This is a genomic window from Gilliamella sp. BG1, assembly GCF_046635625.1.
GTDB classification, from domain to species: Bacteria; Pseudomonadota; Gammaproteobacteria; order Enterobacterales; family Orbaceae; genus Gilliamella; species Gilliamella bombi.
In genome coordinates this window covers 93,725-112,538 of record NZ_JBIDFG010000012.1, presented here as the reverse complement: position 1 = coordinate 112,538, position 18,814 = coordinate 93,725, and the positions used below count along the sequence as shown (strand labels likewise).

Sequence of the window (18,814 nt, the reverse complement as noted above, 5' to 3'; positions counted from 1 at the left end):
GGTGTCAGTTCATCGGGTTATTATGCTTGGTTAAAAAGAGCAAACAAATCAGCTAAACTCAGCGAGTATATCCAAAAACAGTATTGGCAACATAAAGCTCGTTTGGGTGCGCCAAGCCTGCTTCATGATGCAAGAGAAGCGGACTATCAAGTTTCAGAAAGGACAGCTTGCCGTGTTTTGCAACAATGGGGATTACTTAGTTTAAGATTGCATAGTAAAGCAGCACGTAAATTCAAGTATAAAACAGATATGGCTCATCGCAATATTGCGCCCAACACGTTAGATAGGCAATTTAACCCTGATAAGCCTAATAAAACATGGGTAACCGATATTACTTATATTAAAACAGGGGAAGGTTGGTTATATTTGTCGGTGATTATCGATTTATATGGACGAAAAGTGATTGCAAGGCAAACCAGACGCTACATAGACCGCCATTTAGTGTGTAATACATTAAAACAAGTCTTATTTCGGCGTTACTTTCCTAAAAATGTACTCATTCATAGTGACCAAGGAAGCCAATATTGCAGTGCTGATTTCAAGCAATTATTGTTACAATATGGGCTAAGGCAAAGCATGAGTCGAAGAGGAAACTGCTTTGATAATGCGATTGTTGAAAGTTTTTTCCATACACTCAAAACCCATATTATTCATGACTGTTACTATAAAACGAGGAAGCAGGCTAATAAAGCACTATTTGAATATATTGAAATCTATTATAATCGGATACGCCGTCATTCAGCCAATGGCTGGGTATCACCTGAACAATATGAACAACAATATTACCAAAACGAAAAAATGATAGAGGCGGGCACTGTCTAATATTTTGGCGAGGATCAACGGTTGAAGGATTTATTGGAGGAACCTTATCAGCAAGTTTAATTGGTGCGTGCTTATTTTGGATCACACCTTTTAGTTTTATCCAAGCAGGTTTTATTTCACTCATGCTTACATTATTAGTTTTTTTGGGTGGTTTGGTTATGTCTGCCATCAAACGAGATAGAGGTATAAAAGATTGGGGAAATTTAATTAGTGGTCATGGTGGTGTGCTCGATCGTTTAGATTCTGTTTGTTTTGCCGCACCGATCTTTTTTCATCTTGTACGTTATTTTTGGGTCTAACTTTAATATTAACTTTAGATAAGCAAACTAGTTTATCTAAATTATACAAATTCACATGCAAAAAAAGAGCAAAATCGTTTAATTTATGATATAAATACAGTTATAGTTTTAACTTTAAAATATAAATAAGGACTTTATTATGTTAAAAGAGCAAATGGTAGTAAAAAATTCAACGGGCTTGCATGCTCGCCCTGTAACAACACTAGTTAAATTAGCTGGTCGTTATAAATCATCAATTGAGCTTGTTTATAATGATAAAGCAATTAAATTAAAAAGTATGATGGGTTTACTTGGTGCTGGGGTTAAAGGTGGTTCAACTGTAGAAATCATCTGTGATGGTGAAGATGAACAAGCAGCAATGGACGAAATCCGTGAATTATTTGCTACAGGTTTTGGTGAATAATTACAACATTAGCTAGCTAATAATTATTTTTTTATTTGATTCCGTCGACTTAGGTCGACGGAGTTGTTTTTTGAAAGGCGTAACTAGATACTTTTAAGTAGACCTAATTTAAAAAGATTAAGTTAATCTTTAATTATTGAATTCAATTCGCTATGATCAATTGATGGCAACGTTTTGGTAAAACCTTTAGTTAGATAAATTAAATAAATAACTCCAATTGCTAACCAAACTAAACCAACAATCATCGCTGTTGCATCAAGACTTGTCCACAACCACAATGAAAGCAAAACGCCAATTGAAGGTAATAGTCCATACTTAAATAGCATTGATGCTGTTTTTGTATTACCACTAAGGTAGCTTTTGATCACACATAGATTGACAAAAGTAAACGCCACTAATGCACCAAAGCTTATCATTGAGAAAACCAAACTAAGATCTAATACTAATGATAGTAATGAAAAACAAGCGACAAAGATAATCGATAAATAAGGCGTTCTAAAGCGTGGGTGAATTTTATAAAAGATCTGTTTAGGTAGCACGCCTTCACGTCCCATTGCATAAAAAATCCGTGATACGCTAGTCTGTGCAGTCATTGCCGATGCAAAGACGCCAGTTAGATATGCCGCTTGGAAGAAATTGTACATAAAATTGTTACTAATTTGTCTAATAAATTCTATACGATTGATTTTATCAAGGTGGTGCATCACATCAAGGCTTGCCGTATCTTGGTTATCAACAAAACTACTCCACATAGGAAAAATCAGATGACCACAATAAGAGACAACCAAAAAGATACAGCCAGCAATAAGAACTGTCCAAATAATGGCTTTAGGCAGAGATCTTTTTGCATCATTGGATTCTTCTGCCAACGTTGCTATCGCGTCAAAGCCTAAAAAAGCAAGGCAAAGTACTGCGGCTCCTGACATTAATCCGCTAAAATCATCAGCATTGATCTTAAGTGGTTTTATTATCACTTCTGGGGTTAAATGGGTATTAGCAAAAGTGAAAAATATAAATAATCCAATAAAAATCATCTGAACAATAATTAAGGTGAAATTTACCGAATTGATCAACTTAATACCCAGATAATTTAAGAGACTAACCCCAATCAATGATCCAAGTACAAATACATAAGCAGGAACGCTAGGAAATGCTTCGTTAAGATAAATACCTAAAACCAAATAATTTAATATTGGTAAAAATAGGTAATCAAGGATTTGTGCCCAACCCACCAAAAATCCAGCTTTTCCACCAAAAGTACGTTGTACATAAGAATAAGCAGAACCAGCAATAGGTAGTTTATTTGCCATACGACAATAGCTTAATGCAGTGAAAAAAATCATGGCAAGGGTGATGATATAGGCTATAGGTAAGTGTCCATTACTTTTAACTGTTACTTCCCCATAAGTGGTAAAGATCCCTAAAGGAACCATATAAGCTAAACCAAATGCAATTAATGCAGGTGTGGTTAAAACTCGTTTCATTTTTATTGCGGACATGACTTACTTTGCTCCTCTGTCCCAAAAAACAATAAAAAACTACTAAGTATAGTTTTGCCTTTTTACCCGCTTAAAGCGGCAGGGAATTCTGCCATATTATAATAATTATGCAAGCTAATTTTTTGTAAAAAATATTAAAGCGGGCAAATTATAAACTTTAAAGTATATTAGCTGCTAATTAAGACCTATTTAATTTAAACTGGTTAGTTAAAACTTTGAATTTCTATTTTTACATTTGAGTAGCAACAGAAATACTAATTTAACAAATCAGTTTATAAAATAAGTGTAGATTATTGTATTGATCTTTAGTGGAATTAGGAGGTATGGTCAGGAGCTATATGGTATGTGATTGATATGTTTATCGGAGTATTGATTATTGCTGCTATCTTACATTTCACAAAAACGACAGCGGGGAAACAGAAAAAGCAAAAGCAAAAGCAAAAGCAATTGAAGTTGATTAAAGCTTGGATAATTATTTATGCTACACCACTAATAATTGTGGTGTAGTAATTTGACATAAAAAATTTAAATTTTAAATTACATCATTTTGATAAACCGTTTTACCGCCAACAATAGTTGTTAACACGTTAACGTTTTGGATATCATTAGTTGGTATGGTAAATGGGTTGCGATCTAAAATAATTAAATCAGCAAATTTACCTTTTTCAATTGAACCAATATATTCATCTTGATTTAATACATATGCAGCATTGATAGTAGCACTACGCAATACTTCAGTAATAGTTAAATTACGATCGCTGTCTAATCGTGGATGATCAGCATCAATTTGTCGAGTCATAGCAATTTGGAAATCATACCATTCGTTTAAAGGATCAATTGGCCAATCGCTACCAAATGCACAGTTTACACCAGCATCAATGTATTGCCCGTGCGCTTCTAATCCATTATAACGTTCTGGACCAAATAGAGTTTGATACTGCTCAACCATTGCTGAACTACAACCAGCCCACTGGAAAGAAAATACTACGCAAGCATTTAATTGTTTATATCTAGCAAACTGGTGTGTTGCGCTTAGTTCGTTATGTGCAGTGCTTGGACGGATATCTGCATCAGGTAAGGCTTTTCGCATTTTTTCAATAGCGTCAAGTACTACTTCAATTGCCCCTTCACCAACAGTATGCATATGTGGATGAAAACCTGCTTTTGCGGATTCAAGTATTAATGCATCTAACATTTCAGTGGAATAATAAAGATCACCGTAACGATCTTTTTCGTTTTCTAACTGATATGGTTTAAGTAATCGTGCCGTCATCAAAGGTGCTTGCATTACGCCATCTACAAATAACTTAGTATGTGATATTTTAATGCCTGGTTTAGGTTGCCAGTTTTTATCATCATAACGAGTGGCAAACTGTTTTACTTTCTCAATGACATTTGGAATATCGGCAATTGATGACACATCATCAGGTGGCAATTCCCGAGCGCCGAACAGGCGGATAGAAAGCCCATCTTGTTGCTGTAGTCTTAAAAAGGCATCGGCTTGAGTTTCAGTAATTCGAGCATCCATAACAGCAGTAACGCCTTGTTTATTTAATTCTGCTTGCGATAATTTAGCAATATTAAGTGCTTGTTCATCTGTTAGTTTAGAAATACTATCAAAAGCACGCATGGCTGGGGCATCTTCTAATATACCATTTAATTCGCCGTCATCAGTACGACCAATTTTACCATCCGATGGTTCTGGAGTGTTTCTATCTAAACCAAATTTCTCTAATGCTATACTGTTAGCAACCAAAGTATGGCAATCATTTGAAAACAAAATAACAGGGCGTTTTGTATTGAGTTTATCAAGATCAAAACGAGTAATATCTGTACCAATTGGCAACACTTCTTGGCGTAACCAACCACGGACTTGCAACCAATTAGCGTTATGATTGGGATTATCTTTATCTAAATAGTCTTGGATAATAGCTAAAGTCTCATCAATAGTTAAACTTTGGTAATTTAAATTACATGATGATAATTGCATGCCACCCCAAAAGGTGTGTAAATGTGAGTCAATAATGCCAGGCATCATTGTTTTACCTTGCAAATCATAAATTATTGTATGATTATCAACATAGTGACTGTTATTTATTTCTTGCGTGGAGCCTGTTGCAATAATATAGCCATTTTCAATTGCGATAGCTTCACACACGCTGTCTTGCTTATCTGCGGTGTAAATATAGCCATTAATATAAATAACATCAGCTTTAACCATTATGTAGGATTCCTTAAATAAAGATAGAAATGAAAGGCTCACGATAACAGATTTATAAAAAATTTGTCAAACGCAATAATTTTCTTTATTGTGTGAGCAGATTATGCTACAAATAGCTATTTAGTTACAGCGTCACAAGGTGAACGGATGAAATATCAACAGCTAGAAAACCTTGAATGCGGTTGGAAATGGAACTATCTAGTTAAGAGACACTTAGAAGGTGAGTTAATTACACGCTATATTGAAAAAAGTGCTGCGCAACATGCGGTCAATGAGTTATTGTTGTTAGAACATAACCCAACTGGTGTTGTTGATTGGATAAAAAAGCATTTAAACCCTGACTTAGATAATCGCTTGAAGCAAACTATTCGGGCAAGGCGAAAGCGCCATTTTAATGCAGAACAACAATATACTCGGAAAAAATCCATTGATTTGGAATTTTTAGTCTGGCAACGATTGGCTAATTTAGCTAAACGCCGTGGATGCACGTTGTCACAAACCATTACTCAATTAATTGAAGATGCAGAGCAGAAAGAACAATATGCAACGAAAGTATCAACAATTAAAGATGATTTACTATCACTCTTAGATGTAAATATTGATAGTAAATAATACAAACAACAGAATAGAAAGGTTTAATTATGGGAAAATCCCTTGTTATTGTCGAATCACCAGCTAAAGCAAAAACGATCAATAAATATCTTGGTAAAGATTTCGTGGTTAAATCAAGTGTAGGTCATATTCGCGATCTACCTGTGAGTGGTAGTAGCCAACGAGCTGAAAAATCAACAAAAGACAAAAAAGATAAAGCAGATAAAAAAGTTAAACGTTCAGAAAGACAGGTCTTGGTTGATCGCATGAGCGTCGATCCATATAACGGTTGGAAAGCACATTACGAAATTCTACCAGGTAAAGAAAGGGTAGTATCTGAACTGAAAAAACTGGCTAAAGATGCTGACATGATCTATCTTGCAACCGATTTAGATAGAGAAGGGGAAGCCATTGCATGGCATCTTAAAGACGTGATAGGTGGTGAAGATAGCAAATATCGTCGTGTTGTTTTTAACGAAATTACCAAAACGGCGATCAAAAATGCTTTTAATGAACCATCGATGCTTGATATGGATCGTGTTAACGCCCAGCAAGCACGTCGATTTATGGATCGGGTAGTTGGCTTTATGCTATCGCCATTACTTTGGAAAAAGGTTGCTAGGGGGTTATCAGCTGGTCGTGTACAATCTGTTGCTGTACGCCTTGTTGTTGAACGTGAACGCGAAATTCATGCTTTCATTCCTGAAGAATACTGGGATCTGTTTGCTGATTTGAACACGGCTAAAAATGAGCCATTAAGTTTGCAAGTTACTCATTATAAAAACGAAGCATTCGAACCTAAAGATAAAGTTGCCATTGATATTGCGCTAGCTGAACTTAGTAAAAACCAATATCAAGTAACTAATATTGAACAAAAGCCAACTAAAAGTAATCCAACAGCACCTTTTATTACCTCAACTTTACAGCAAGCAGCAAGTACTCGTCTTGGTTTTGGTGTTAAAAAAACCATGATGTTGGCTCAAAGATTATATGAAGCAGGTTACATTACCTATATGCGTACTGACTCGACCAATTTAAGTCAGGATGCGCTAGCGATGGTACGTGATTATATCGGTAAAAATTTTGGCGATAAATATCTACCAAAATCGGCTAATGTATACAGTAGTAAAAAGAACTCGCAAGAAGCGCATGAAGCGATTCGCCCATCAGATGTTACTATCTTAGCTGATAATCTTAGTGATGTTGAAGCTGATGCCGCTAAATTATACCAACTAATTTGGCGCCAATTTGTAGCTTGCCAAATGACATCGGCTGAATATAACTCAACAACAATTACGGTTAATTCAGGTGATTTTACTTTAAAAGCCAAAGGTCGGACATTGCGTTTTGATGGTTGGACTAAAGTGCAGCCACAGCTAGCCAAAAATAATGAAGATAAAATATTACCATCACTATCGATAAACGATAAGCTTGATTTAATTAACTTAAATCCAAATCAACATTTTACCAAACCACCAGCAAGATATAACGAAGCATCTCTTGTTAAAGAGCTTGAAAAGCGAGAAATTGGGCGACCATCGACTTATGCAACCATTATTTCGACAATTCAAGATCGTGGTTATGTGCGTTTAGATAATCGTCGGTTTTATGCTGAAAAAATTGGTGAAATTGTTACCGATAGACTTAGTGAAAACTTTAATGATCTAATGAGTTATGATTTTACAGCACGTATGGAACATGCTCTGGATGAGATTGCTCATAAAAAACAAGAATGGCGTGAAGTGCTTGATCAGTTTTTTAGTGACTTTAGTCAGCATCTTGAGGTTGCTGAACAAGCACCAGATAAAGGTGGAATGCAGCTTAATCCATTGGTGCTAACACCTGAAATTAAATGTCCAAATTGTGGGCGTGAAATGGGTATTAAAACTGCCGGTACCGGTGTATTTTTAGCTTGTTCAGGCTATGCGTTGCCACCTAAGGAGCGTTGTAAACAGACCATTAACTTAATTCCTGAGCACGAAACATTAAATATTCTAGAAGAAGCTGAAACAGCAGAAACTGATGCTTTAAGAGCCCGTAAACGCTGTCCAAAATGCCACACGGCTATGGATAGTTATCTACTTGATAATGAACGAAAACTGCATATCTGTGGCAATAACCCGATTTGTGATGGTTTTATTGTCGAAAAAGGTAACTTTAAGGTTAAAAGTTATGAAGGGCCAATTATTGAATGCGAAAAATGTGGTTCAGAAATGCATTTAAAATCAGGGCGATTTGGCCTATATATGGGCTGTACTAATCCTGATTGTAAAAATACGCGTAAGATCTTAAAAAATGGTGATGTTGCACCACCAAAAGAAGACCCAGTTGATCTACCAGAACTAAAATGCACCAAGTCAGATGCACATTTTGTATTACGTGACGGTGCTGCGGGTATCTTTTTGGCGGCGCATAATTTTCCAAAATCAAGAGAAACACGCGCACCTTTGATAGAAGAGTTACAACGTTTTAAAGAGCGCTTACCCGAAAAATTCATTTATTTGACCGAAGCACCAAATAAAGATCCTAATGGTAATCCATCAATTGTTCGTTTTAGCCGTAAAAATAAACAACAATATGTTACTTCTGAAGTTAATGGAAAATCGACAGGTTGGGTGATGCAATATGTAGATGGCAAATGGATCAATAGCAAAAAGTAGGTAGGCACGTCTGAATTTTGTTAAAAACTTTCAGGAAAGTATGCGTTTTAGTATAAAATAATTATTCTTTTGCGCTAAGCTGTGAAATGACTTACCTTAGCAATTCTTCCTTTTGTAATGTTATTAAAAAGGAAGAAAGGCATACAGTTAAAGGAGCGTTTGAGTGTTATGAAATTGCAACAATTACGCTATATTGTTGAGGTCGCAAATAACGACCTCAATGTATCGCTAACATCCGAAAAACTGTATACCTCTCAACCCGGTATAAGCAAACAAATAAAATTATTAGAAGACGAGCTCGGCGTTCAGATATTTACTCGAGTGGGTAAACACCTTTCTCAAATCACACCGGTTGGTGAAAAAATCATTGCTCTTGCCCGAGAGATCCTCAATAAGTCCAATGATATTAAGATTATCGCCAAAGAGTTTAGTCAACCAAATCAAGGCTCATTAACAATTACCACTACCTATACTCAAGCTCGTTATACATTGCCAGTTGTGATTCAACAGTTTATGCAGCAATATCCAAGTATTACATTGCATATGGAGCAAGGATCTTCTCCTCAATGTATTTTACAAACTCAAGAAGGTCTGGCTGAATTTGCGATTGTGACCGATATCTCACAGCTTAGCGATGATATGATAGCCTTACCTTGTTATCACTGGAACCAGGCTGTGATTGTGATGAAAGATCATCCGCTTGCCAAAAGTAAATTAATTTCGATTGAAGAGCTTTCAAAATATCCGTTAGTTAGCTATGATTTTTCTAATGATGGTTCAGATTTAAATCAAGCTTTCTTGCATGCTAACCAATCACCTAATATTGTTTTTAGCACAACGGATGCCGAATTAATTAAAACTTATGTTAAATTAGGTGTCGGCGTTGGTATTGTAGCAAAAATGGCGGTGATCAATACATCAGATGACGATTTAGTTGTACTTAATGCTGGACATATTTTTCCTTACAGCACGACCTATATTGTTTTTCCTCGCTCATTATATTTACGCAGTTATATGTATGATTTTATCAGTCAGTTTTCACCTCATTTGAATCGACAAGCTGTAGACAAACTTATGTTATGTGAAAACAATTCCGAAGTATTAACGATGTTTAACGGGGTAAAATTACCCGTTTACTAATTTATTCTATCTTTTTTTATGAGAATAAAAAATTGAAACAAAGTGCGACATAACTCGCACTTTGGATGGGTTATAACTATTTATGTCTTGCTTTTAAAATACCAATGACATCTTGTAAAGACAGATTCTGGTCTTGGAGTAAAACTAATAAATGATAAATTAAATCGGCAGATTCATTTTTTAGTTCCTCGCTGTCATGAACTGTTGCTGCAAGGGCTGTTTCAACGCCTTCTTCTCCCACTTTTTGAGCTATGCGTTTAGTGCCGTCATGATACAGTTTTGCGGTATATGATGATTTAGGATCGGCATTTTTACGCCCTGCAATTATCTGTTCTAATTCAAATAAAAATCCCCATTGAGTTTTAGTCGAAGCAAAACAACTTGTTGAGCCGGTATGGCAAGTTGGGCCAACTGGATCAACTAAAATCAATAACGTATCATTATCACAATCCGTTGAAATACTCACAACATTAAGAAAATTGCCAGAAGTTTCACCCTTTGTCCAAAGGCGCTGTTTGGTTCGTGAATAAAAAGTGACTTTGCCGCTATTTTGTGTTTGTGCTAACGCTTCTTGATTCATATAGCCAAGCATTAACACATCGCCCGAAACATAATGCTGAATAATGACCGGCATTAAATTATCCACTTTTTGCCAATCCAGTTGTTGTAAATCTAATTGGGTATTGCAATTTTGCGTTAACATAATCGAATATTTACTCCATGCTGTGCCAAATATTGTTTAAGTTCACCAATATTAATAATTTGTTTATGAAAAACTGAGGCAGCTAATGCTCCATCAACTTGTGCTTCATTAAATGCCTGTAAAAAATGCTCAATAGTACCAGCACCGCCTGAAGCAATTAGTGGCACGTTGCATACTTCTCGAACGGCGTTTAGTTGAATAATATCATATCCATTACGAACACCGTCTTGGTTCATCATATTAAGAACAATTTCACCTGCACCACGTTTTTGTACCTCCTGTACCCAGTCGAGAGTGTTCCATTTTGTGGCAACGGTACGTTTTTCGTCACCAGTAAATTGATAAACATGATAATTGTTTGACTGTTTGTCATACCAGCTATCAATGCCAACTACAATGCACTGTACTCCGTAACGATCTGCAAGCCGTGTAATTAAACTAGGATCAGCAAGGGCAGGGGAATTAATCGAAATTTTATCAGCTCCAAAGGTTAATATTTGACCTGCATCTTCAACCGTTTTAATACCACCAGCAACACAAAAAGGGATATCAATCACTTCGGCAACTTTTGCGATCCAACTTTTATCGACAACACGGCCATCTGACGAAGCGGTGATATCATAAAAAACGAGCTCATCTGCGCCTTCTTCTGCATATCTTTTTGCTAAGGGGACTATGTCTCCAATAATTTCATGATTACGAAATTGTACACCTTTAACCACTTGTCCATCGCGAACATCTAAACAGGGAATTATTCTTTTGGCCAACATGAAATTGCCTCCTGAACTGTAAATTTTTCTTCAAGTAAAGCACGGCCAACAATGACACCTTTAACACCACTGTCTTTCAGTGCTTTGACATCACTCAATTGACCAATTCCGCCAGACGCTTGAAAAGCAATCTGTGGGTATTTACGACTAATTTCCTGATACAACTTAACGTTTGAGCCACTGAGTGTGCCATCTTTGGAAATATCTGTACACAATACATGCCTTAAGCCATAAGGAAGGTAATCATCAATCACTTGTTCTAGTGTCTGACAGGAATCTTCTTGCCATCCATGAATAGCGACATATTTATTTCCTTGGTTGTCAATGCGGACATCAAGAGCCAATACTAGCCTTTCTGCACCATATTTTGAAAACCACTGTTTGACCAATTCGGGTTGCTTAATAGCTGTCGAACCAATTACTATGCGAGCAGCGCCGGCAGATAGCAATGATTGTATATCTTTTTCAGTACGAATTCCTCCACCAACTTGAACTGGTATTTGCACACCATTAATCAGATTTTGTATTAGTAAAATTTGGCGTTTTTGGGGATCTTTCACACCTGTTAAATCAACAAGATGTAACAGTTTAGCACCTTGTTTTTCATAATCCTGTAAGCGTAAAAGTGGATCGTTGCCATAATCACGTTTTTGTTTATAATCACCTTGATGTAATCGCACAACGGAACCATCGATTAAATCAAGTGCAGGAATGATTATTGGAAAAGCTGTCATAGTTACATCTCCAAAAAGTTTTTTAGCAATTTTGCACCGGCTAAGCCAGAACGCTCGGGATGAAATTGCACGCCGTAAAAGTTTTCTTTTTGTACGGCTGCGGTAAAGCTTTCGCCGTAATTGGTTTCTGCTATTGTTGCTGAGCATAATGGCATCGCGTATCCATGTACAAAGTAAAAATAAGCATCATCAGGAATATCTCGAAATAGATGATGACCGGCTTTAGGTGAAACCTGATTCCACCCCATATGTGGTAAAGGTAAACCACAATCAGGAATTTCTCTAACTTTTTCGTGAATAATTCCCAATGTGTTAACATGTCCTTCGGTACTATAATCGGCTAGAAGTTGCATACCAAGGCAGATCCCTAATACAGGTTGAGTACAGACTTTGATAAGTTCAATTAAATGACGCTCTTTTAATTTTTCCATTGCTGAACTTGCGGATCCTACTCCAGGTAAAAACAACTTATCTGAGCTGAGCACGATATCAGGGTCAAGGCTAATTATTGGATCATAACCTAATCGTTGCACGGCATATTTGACCGAAGATAGATTAGCACAGCCAGTATCGAGGATGACAATCTTCATTTATAGCACTCCTTTTGAGCTTGGTAATCGGTCACTTTCAATTTTGATGGCTTGTTTTAATGTTCTAGCAAAAGATTTAAATAAACTTTCTACTTTATGATGATCATTATCGCCTTCTGTTTCAATATGCAATGTAATAGCCATAGCATAACTTATTGAGTAAAAGAAATGTTCTACCATTTGCGTGCTCATATCGCCAACTTTAGGGTGAGTAAACTCTGCTTTAAATTTTAGATAAGGGCGTCCTGAAATATCTATTGCACATCTGGCCAAACACTCGTCCATAGGGATAACAGAGGCATAACGGGTAATACCACGTTTATCACCGAGTGCTATTTTTAGTGCCTCTCCTAAAGCTAGTCCAGTATCTTCTATGGTATGATGATCATCAATATGTAAATCACCATCAACTTGGATATTGAGTTTAATTCCACCATGAGTCGCAATTTGATCGAGCATATGATCAAAAAAACCAATTCCAGTATTAATTTGACTGCCACCTTGGCGATCAAGCCACACTTCAACAAGTATTTTAGTTTCTTTGGTATTGCGTACAACTTTTGCATAACGATCTTTAGTGGTTAATCGTTGGGCGATTTCGTCCCAATTTAAATTTTCAGGATGATATCGTAATCCTTGGATTTGCATGTTTTCAGCCAATTGAATATCTGTGACCCTGTCACCAATAACATAACTGTTTTGTTTATCTAATTTACCACTAGTAAGATATGGCAAAACTAATTGGATTTTCGGCTTACGACACTCACAATTATCTTCTGGAAAGTGTGGGCAAATTAAGACATCCTTAAAATTAACACCTTGCGATTTAAAAATCTGCATCATCAAATTGTGTGGACCATCAAAATCAGCCTGTGGATAGCTACTAGTCCCGAGCCCATCTTGATTGGTGACCATCACTAAATGGTATCCCGCAGTTTGTAGCTTGAGTAGGGCTGGGATCACATTAGGTTCAAAAGCCAATTTTTCAAACTGATCAACCTGAAAATCAACTGGAGGTTCAGTAATTAGTGTGCCATCTCGATCAATAAATAAGTACTTTTGTAACATTTTTGCTCCTATTTAATTGTTTTGAGCGCAGAAATGACTGCTTCGCACTCGGCTTGGGTTCCAATGGTAATACGAATAATATTTTGTTGCCCAATAGATCTACTTTGATCTCGTAAAATAATACCTTGGCGCCATAAAATATTAAATACATCTTTATCATGTTGAAATTTAACACACAAATAGTTGGAATAACTTGGATAAACTTTTTCGACAATTGGCAATTGTCGAAGTAAATTGGCAAATTTTTCCTTTTGATTATTTAAATTTACCACATGTAGCTTCATGGTATTCACACCATCTTTACTCAATGCTTGAGCTGCAATATCAGCAACAGGGGTTGCTAGAGGGTATGGTGCAATAACCTTCTGTAAGGCTTCGATCACAGGTTTATTAGCAATGGTGAAACCGCAACGTAATCCAGCCAAAGCAAAGGCTTTGGATAATGTTCGTAAAATCACCAAGTGAGGATAGTCATTAAGCCAACTAACGACACTAGATTCAGGCGAAAACTCAATATAAGCCTCGTCAATAATGACCAAAGCACGATCTTTGGCAATATTAAGTAAAGCTTTGATATCATCAGAATCGATTAAATTACCGGTCGGATTATTTGGTGAACAGACATAAATTAGTTTTACAGTATCAATATTTTGTTTTATACCCCCAAGATCAAGCTGCCAATCAGAAGTGGTTGGCACAGTTTTGGTTTTAATACCTAATGTCTCAGCACTTACTTGGTACATACCATAAGTTGGTGGACAGTACAAAATGCTGTCTTTTTCAGGCTCACAAAATGCACGCATTAATAGCTCAATACCCTCATCCGCTCCACGGCTAACAATTAACTGATCGGCTTGCACGCTTGCATATTGAGCATAACGCTGAATTACTTTTTCAGGCTGTGGTTCTGGATAACGGTTTAAAGTTTGCTCGGACAACTCAAAATGCGGAGCAACGGGATACTCGTTAGCATTCAGCCACACATCGCCTTGACCACCAATACGGCGAGCAGATTGATAAGGCGTTAATTGCTGAACATTTTTTCGAACTAATTGATTGATATCCATTTAAGCCACCTATTTTTGATTTATTGAATTTAATACCGCAAGCCTAAGGCTAACCGCCTGTTTGTGGGCAGTGAGTTGTTCTGCTTCTGCCATCAACTCAACCGCATGACCAATGGCTTTTAAACCTTCTGGTGATAATTTTTGCACCGTCATACGTTTTTGAAAATCTGCCAAACCAAGGCTAGAGCAGGTTGCGGTATAGCCATAAGTTGGCAAAACATGATTCGTTCCTGATGCATAATCACCTGCTGACTCCGGTGACCAATCACCCAAGAAGATCGAGCCAGCACTAGTAATTTGCTCAACTAATTCATCCGCATTCGCAGTTTGAATAATTAAGTGTTCTGGACCATAGCGATTGCTAATAGCAACACATTCATCCAAATCTTTAGTTACAATAAGGCGACTTTCTTGTAATGCTTTTTTAGCGATATTTTGGCGCGATAGTTGCGTAAGTTGCTTATCGACTTCAATCGATACTGCTTGTGCTATTTTTTCATCAGGTGTTAACAAAATAACTTGTGAATCAGGACCATGTTCAGCTTGCGACAAAAGATCAGCAGCAATAAAAGCAGGATTTGCTGAACTATCTGCAATCACTAACACTTCAGACGGACCAGCTGGCATATCAATGGCTGCGCCATCAAGTCGCTGACTGACTTGTCGTTTGGCTTCGGTAACGTAGGCATTTCCAGGGCCAAAAATCTTATCGACTTTAGGAACCGACTTGGTGCCAAGCGCCATTGCGCCAATGGCTTGTGCACCGCCTAATTGATAAACCTCGCTAACATCACATAATTGTGCCGCAAATAAAATTTCGTCAGCAATGGGCGGTGGTGAACATAAAATAACTTGACGACAACCGGCAATTTTAGCAGGTGTTGCAAGCATTAACACAGTAGATAATAAAGGGGCAGAACCACCCGGAATATAAAGCCCAACTGAATCAATAGGGCGCGTTACTAACTGACATTTTACGCCCGGCATTGTTTCGACCATAATGGATTGATAGGCTTGTGCTTGGTGGAATTTTTCAATGTTGGTAACCGCTAATTGCATGGCTTGTTTTAATTCAGGATTAACACGATTTGCGGCGGTTTTTATTTCTTCTTGTGTAAGCTTTATTTGCTCAATTTGAATTTTATCAAATTTGCTACTTAGTGCTTTTAATGCCTTATCACCATCTTGTTTAACTTGTGCCAAAATATCTGCAACAGCTTGGCTAATCGAATCAGAGGCTGTAATTGCTGGACGCATTAATAATGCTGTTTGTTGTTCATTTGTACATTGTTGCCAATAAGAGAGTTTCATATTATTACTCCATCATTTTTTCAATTGGTAATACAAGAATTGAGCTTGCACCTAACGCTTTTAGTTTTTCCATCGTTTCCCAAAAAAGCGATTCACTGCTCACCATATGTAGTGCAACCCGATTTTGCTCGCCAGTTAAAGGCAAAATGGTAGGATTTTCAGCGCCGGGTAATAGTGCAACAATATCATCTAACACCTCGGTAGGGGCGTGGAGCATAATATATTTGGATTCACGAGCTTGAATAACGCCTTGAATGCGTGTCATGATTTTATCGATTAACGCCTGTTTTATTGGCGACATTTCACCTTGACGTTGAATTAAGCAGGCTTTTGATTTATAGATAACTTCGATCTCTTTTAGTCCATTGGCCTCAAGCGTTGCACCACTCGAAACCAAATCACAAATTACATCGGCAAGCCCAGCCCGAGGGGCAACTTCGACCGAACCATTAAGCAAACATGTTTTAAAGTTAACATTATATTGAGCAAGATAACGGCGGAGCAGGTGAGGGTAAGTGGTGGCAATACGCAAATCATTTAAACATTCTGGTCCTGTATACTCAAAATCACGAGGTGCTGCGATCGACAACCGACAGCCACCAAAATCTAAACTGCGCAATTTTTTAAATTGTGGATCTTCGCCTTCGGCCTGCCTATCTAATACTTCCTCTTCTAAAACATTTTCGCCGACAATCCCAATATCGACAACGCCATCAATAACCAGTCCGGGGATATCGTCGTCACGAACACGCAAGATATCAATGGGCATATTTTCAGCAAAAGCGATCAAACGCTGTTCTTGAAGATTAATTTTAATACCACATTGGGCAAGTAACTTTTTTGATTCGTCACTTAATCGACCTGACTTTTGCATAGCAATGCGTAAACGCGAATTATCCAACATATCTTTCTCCAAAGTTATCTAAAAATTTATAAACTACAAACAAAAAACCCTCGGAAGTTTGATCTTCCGAGGGTTTCTGTTTGCTTTTGCGACATCACCGGAAGACCAAAGTCTTCCAGCACCAATTGCCCGAAGACTATTCAGGAATGATGGTGATGATGTGTACTAATAGCATTAGTAATAAAAACGCAAAAACAATTCATAAAAATAAAAAACCTTTAACTGAGTTGATAATTAAAGCTACTGAACAGAATATAACAGAATTTATTTGCTCGCAACTTTTTTTGTTTTTTATGTAAAAAAATCTTTATACAAAAAATAGTCAACAAGTTTAGGTGTAAATTTTTAAAATAGCGTTATTTAATCACTTTTGACTGATGACTAACTTTATAACGGCAATAGAGCTCAAGTTTGTCTAAAAAATGTGGTAAGTTTTGGTCTGTAAATTCACTTTTTATAAAATAACACCCATCGCCTGTGATTTTATAAAATTCGATGATTTCTTTAAACGACATGACCATGTTTTCGAACGAGGTGAATTGATTTGAATTCATATAAATCGTTATAAACTGAAGCTGATTTGTTTTTTCTTTAATAGTAAATTTTTCAATAATATGATTATTATACAATTCTTGAACTCGCTGTCCAACAGCCTGTCCTGACAAATATACTTTTTCGCCAATTTCTTTCCATGATTGACGACTATTTTTTTTAAGTTCATCTAAAATAGCGCGATCTTTTTTATCCATACTTGTTTATCTTTTTCATTTTGAAAGTAGGTAAGTAATAATACTTTCAATTCATTATGTAACAGATAGCGTAATTATCGCATAATTATCAACTCAAACATAATTTAAGGACAAAACAATGAAACAAGGGTTAATAATTATCGACGTACAAAATGACTATTTCCCAACGGGTAAATTTACTTTAAACAATACAGAATTAACTTTACAAAATACCTTAAAACTACAAAAACACTTTAGAGCACAACAATTACCGATCTTTTATATTCAGCATATAAAGTCTGATCCTCATGCGGATTTTTTTGCTAACGGAAGTTTAGGCGCTGAAATTCATCCAAGTTTGTTACCGCTTGGTAACTTGCATGAGTATCTTGTCAAAAAAACATTCCCTAATAGTTTTTATCAAACTGAGCTACAAAAAAAATTACAACAAGAACAGATCCAGCAGATGGTTATTTGTGGAATGATGAGCCATATGTGTGTTGACTCAACAACACGTCACGCATCCGAACTAGGTTATCAACCGATATTAATCCACGATGCTTGTACAACTTGTGATCTCGAATTTGATGGTAAAACGATTCCATCCCAAGTGGTACATAACAACTTTATGTCTGCCTTAACCAATTTTGCATCGGTTGTAAGTTGTGAAATGTTTGTTCAAACCAAACTGGCTATTTTATAAATTATAGCATTGTAATTAAATGATTATGGATAATGGATGCCAAAAAAGCGATAACATAATTATAAACAATCTAAATTGGCTCGATTAACCCACTCAACCCTAAGTAAAGATCAGTCAGAAAAAGTATTTATTTTATTGAGGTTTTTATTCAACTGTTTTGTCAAAAAAACAACTAATATCTCCCCCTCTAATACGCCAAATATTTAGCTAATACACTAAAGCGACCACTTCCTAGCAATGCTAAACTGAGTGCTGTTAGCGCCATAAAGGCAGGATATTCCCAACCGCCACCTGCGTTACTAAATGACCAACCATTCACTGAGTGAATAAATGTAATAACAATCATTTGAATCACTGCCAATAAACTAACAATGCGGGTTAAAAGACCTAAAAGCAATAACAAACCGCCGCCAATTTCAAACATAATCGCTAAATAACCAATGAACCAAGGAACCAAGGAAAGCCAAGTGATTGAAAATATTGCGCAGTACCTGAGGGAGTAAAGACGAGTAGTTTAGTAAAACCGTGCGCCAAGAACATGACACCCAAGGCAATTCGTAACATGAGTGAAGCTAGATCTGTTTGATATTGTTTCATTTTA

General features: G+C 36.7%; 18 protein-coding genes, 2 pseudogenes and 1 other annotated feature. Of the genes and pseudogenes, 8 read left to right on the top strand and 12 right to left on the bottom strand.

Annotation, left to right across the window (positions count from 1 at the left end):
- The 3 genes and pseudogenes from ACGH80_RS08260 to ACGH80_RS08250 all read left to right on the top strand — a co-directional run.
- Positions 1–822, top strand: an 822-nt coding sequence (locus ACGH80_RS08260) for an IS3 family transposase (RefSeq protein WP_411630865.1), incomplete at its 5' end; no start/stop codon positions are given.
- A 17-nt stretch (positions 823–839) separates the two neighbouring features.
- Positions 840–1,121: pseudogene (locus ACGH80_RS08255) on the top strand (phosphatidate cytidylyltransferase); the annotation flags it as partial.
- A gap of 139 nt (positions 1,122–1,260) precedes the next feature.
- Positions 1,261–1,524 carry an HPr family phosphocarrier protein gene (locus ACGH80_RS08250; protein WP_034913021.1) on the top strand — a complete coding sequence of 88 codons (264 nt, stop codon included), beginning with the start codon at positions 1,261–1,263 and terminating at the stop codon, positions 1,522–1,524.
- 122 nt (positions 1,525–1,646) lie between these two features.
- Here the strand turns inward: ACGH80_RS08250 and ACGH80_RS08245 are convergent, their stop codons facing one another.
- Positions 1,647–3,023, bottom strand: a complete 1,377-nt coding sequence (locus ACGH80_RS08245; RefSeq protein WP_411630863.1) for an APC family permease — start codon at positions 3,021–3,023, stop codon at positions 1,647–1,649.
- A gap of 345 nt (positions 3,024–3,368) precedes the next feature.
- Between ACGH80_RS08245 and ACGH80_RS08240 the strand changes: the two genes are divergently transcribed.
- Positions 3,369–3,530 carry a hypothetical protein gene (locus tag ACGH80_RS08240; protein WP_411630862.1) on the top strand — a complete coding sequence of 54 codons (162 nt, stop codon included), beginning with the start codon at positions 3,369–3,371 and terminating at the stop codon, positions 3,528–3,530.
- 25 nt (positions 3,531–3,555) lie between these two features.
- Here the strand turns inward: ACGH80_RS08240 and ACGH80_RS08235 are convergent, their stop codons facing one another.
- Positions 3,556–5,244, bottom strand: coding sequence for an amidohydrolase (locus ACGH80_RS08235; protein WP_411630860.1), 1,689 nt, complete (start codon positions 5,242–5,244; stop codon positions 3,556–3,558).
- A gap of 147 nt (positions 5,245–5,391) precedes the next feature.
- Here ACGH80_RS08235 and matP point away from each other — a divergent pair, with 147 nt between their 5' ends.
- From matP to cysB, 3 genes are all read left to right on the top strand, one after another.
- Positions 5,392–5,856, top strand: coding sequence for a macrodomain Ter protein MatP (gene matP / locus ACGH80_RS08230; protein WP_085164035.1), 465 nt, complete (start codon positions 5,392–5,394; stop codon positions 5,854–5,856).
- Between the two features lie 29 nt (positions 5,857–5,885).
- A complete protein-coding gene (topA, locus tag ACGH80_RS08225; protein WP_065609511.1) occupies positions 5,886–8,495 on the top strand; it encodes a type I DNA topoisomerase in 2,610 nt (869 codons plus the stop codon).
- 168 nt (positions 8,496–8,663) lie between these two features.
- Positions 8,664–9,635, top strand: coding sequence for an HTH-type transcriptional regulator CysB (gene cysB / locus ACGH80_RS08220; protein WP_411630857.1), 972 nt, complete (start codon positions 8,664–8,666; stop codon positions 9,633–9,635).
- 76 nt (positions 9,636–9,711) lie between these two features.
- On the opposite strand, the gene hisIE is transcribed toward cysB, so the two are convergent.
- The 9 genes from hisIE to ACGH80_RS08175 all read right to left on the bottom strand — a co-directional run bounded on the left by hisIE (position 9,712) and on the right by ACGH80_RS08175 (position 17,531).
- Positions 9,712–10,338 (bottom strand): bifunctional phosphoribosyl-AMP cyclohydrolase/phosphoribosyl-ATP diphosphatase HisIE, encoded by a 627-nt coding sequence (hisIE, locus tag ACGH80_RS08215; protein WP_065560083.1) that lies wholly within the window; start codon positions 10,336–10,338, stop codon positions 9,712–9,714.
- Positions 10,332–11,108, bottom strand: a complete 777-nt coding sequence (gene hisF, locus ACGH80_RS08210; RefSeq protein ID WP_065590971.1) for an imidazole glycerol phosphate synthase subunit HisF — start codon at positions 11,106–11,108, stop codon at positions 10,332–10,334. The genes hisIE and hisF overlap by 7 nt, the downstream gene beginning before the upstream one ends.
- Entirely contained in the window at positions 11,090–11,827 is a 738-nt protein-coding gene (gene hisA / locus ACGH80_RS08205) for a 1-(5-phosphoribosyl)-5-[(5-phosphoribosylamino)methylideneamino]imidazole-4-carboxamide isomerase (protein ID WP_411630872.1), read from the bottom strand. Before hisA ends, hisF begins: the two co-directional genes overlap by 19 nt.
- A 17-nt stretch (positions 11,828–11,844) precedes the next feature.
- Complete coding sequence (gene hisH / locus ACGH80_RS08200) at positions 11,845–12,432, bottom strand: imidazole glycerol phosphate synthase subunit HisH (protein ID WP_065590970.1); 588 nt, start codon at positions 12,430–12,432, stop codon at positions 11,845–11,847.
- Positions 12,433–13,500, bottom strand: a complete 1,068-nt coding sequence (gene hisB / locus ACGH80_RS08195) for a bifunctional histidinol-phosphatase/imidazoleglycerol-phosphate dehydratase HisB (protein ID WP_174798291.1) — start codon at positions 13,498–13,500, stop codon at positions 12,433–12,435.
- An 8-nt stretch (positions 13,501–13,508) separates the two neighbouring features.
- A complete protein-coding gene (gene hisC / locus ACGH80_RS08190) occupies positions 13,509–14,567 on the bottom strand; it encodes a histidinol-phosphate transaminase (protein WP_174798290.1) in 1,059 nt (352 codons plus the stop codon).
- 9 nt (positions 14,568–14,576) lie between these two features.
- Entirely contained in the window at positions 14,577–15,878 is a 1,302-nt protein-coding gene (gene hisD, locus ACGH80_RS08185; RefSeq protein WP_174798289.1) for a histidinol dehydrogenase, read from the bottom strand.
- A 4-nt stretch (positions 15,879–15,882) separates the two neighbouring features.
- Positions 15,883–16,782 (bottom strand): ATP phosphoribosyltransferase, encoded by a 900-nt coding sequence (hisG, locus tag ACGH80_RS08180; RefSeq protein WP_174798288.1) that lies wholly within the window; start codon positions 16,780–16,782, stop codon positions 15,883–15,885.
- A gap of 39 nt (positions 16,783–16,821) precedes the next feature.
- Positions 16,822–16,941 (bottom strand) — a sequence feature (His leader region).
- Positions 16,942–17,138: 197 nt separating this feature from the next.
- Positions 17,139–17,531, bottom strand: a complete 393-nt coding sequence (locus ACGH80_RS08175; RefSeq protein ID WP_174798287.1) for an AsnC family transcriptional regulator — start codon at positions 17,529–17,531, stop codon at positions 17,139–17,141.
- 118 nt (positions 17,532–17,649) lie between these two features.
- Between ACGH80_RS08175 and ACGH80_RS08170 the strand changes: the two genes are divergently transcribed.
- Complete coding sequence (locus ACGH80_RS08170; RefSeq protein WP_034913065.1) at positions 17,650–18,213, top strand: cysteine hydrolase family protein; 564 nt, start codon at positions 17,650–17,652, stop codon at positions 18,211–18,213.
- A gap of 187 nt (positions 18,214–18,400) precedes the next feature.
- Here the strand turns inward: ACGH80_RS08170 and ACGH80_RS08165 are convergent.
- Positions 18,401–18,810 (bottom strand): annotated as a pseudogene (locus ACGH80_RS08165) (DoxX family protein).
- Between the last annotated feature and the right edge of the window lie 4 nt (positions 18,811–18,814).

Coding starts and splice junctions, on each gene's coding strand:
- ACGH80_RS08250 (WP_034913021.1), top strand. CDS start 1,261: ATGTTAAAAGAGCAAATGGTAGTAAAAAATTCAACGGGCTTGCATGCT.
- ACGH80_RS08245 (WP_411630863.1), bottom strand. CDS start 3,023: ATGTCCGCAATAAAAATGAAACGAGTTTTAACCACACCTGCATTAATT.
- ACGH80_RS08235 (WP_411630860.1), bottom strand. CDS start 5,244: ATGGTTAAAGCTGATGTTATTTATATTAATGGCTATATTTACACCGCA.
- matP (WP_085164035.1), top strand. CDS start 5,392: ATGAAATATCAACAGCTAGAAAACCTTGAATGCGGTTGGAAATGGAAC.
- topA (WP_065609511.1), top strand. CDS start 5,886: ATGGGAAAATCCCTTGTTATTGTCGAATCACCAGCTAAAGCAAAAACG.
- cysB (WP_411630857.1), top strand. CDS start 8,664: ATGAAATTGCAACAATTACGCTATATTGTTGAGGTCGCAAATAACGAC.
- hisIE (WP_065560083.1), bottom strand. CDS start 10,338: ATGTTAACGCAAAATTGCAATACCCAATTAGATTTACAACAACTGGAT.
- hisF (WP_065590971.1), bottom strand. CDS start 11,108: ATGTTGGCCAAAAGAATAATTCCCTGTTTAGATGTTCGCGATGGACAA.
- hisH (WP_065590970.1), bottom strand. CDS start 12,432: ATGAAGATTGTCATCCTCGATACTGGCTGTGCTAATCTATCTTCGGTC.
- hisB (WP_174798291.1), bottom strand. CDS start 13,500: ATGTTACAAAAGTACTTATTTATTGATCGAGATGGCACACTAATTACT.
- hisC (WP_174798290.1), bottom strand. CDS start 14,567: ATGGATATCAATCAATTAGTTCGAAAAAATGTTCAGCAATTAACGCCT.
- hisD (WP_174798289.1), bottom strand. CDS start 15,878: ATGAAACTCTCTTATTGGCAACAATGTACAAATGAACAACAAACAGCA.
- hisG (WP_174798288.1), bottom strand. CDS start 16,782: ATGTTGGATAATTCGCGTTTACGCATTGCTATGCAAAAGTCAGGTCGA.
- ACGH80_RS08175 (WP_174798287.1), bottom strand. CDS start 17,531: ATGGATAAAAAAGATCGCGCTATTTTAGATGAACTTAAAAAAAATAGT.
- ACGH80_RS08170 (WP_034913065.1), top strand. CDS start 17,650: ATGAAACAAGGGTTAATAATTATCGACGTACAAAATGACTATTTCCCA.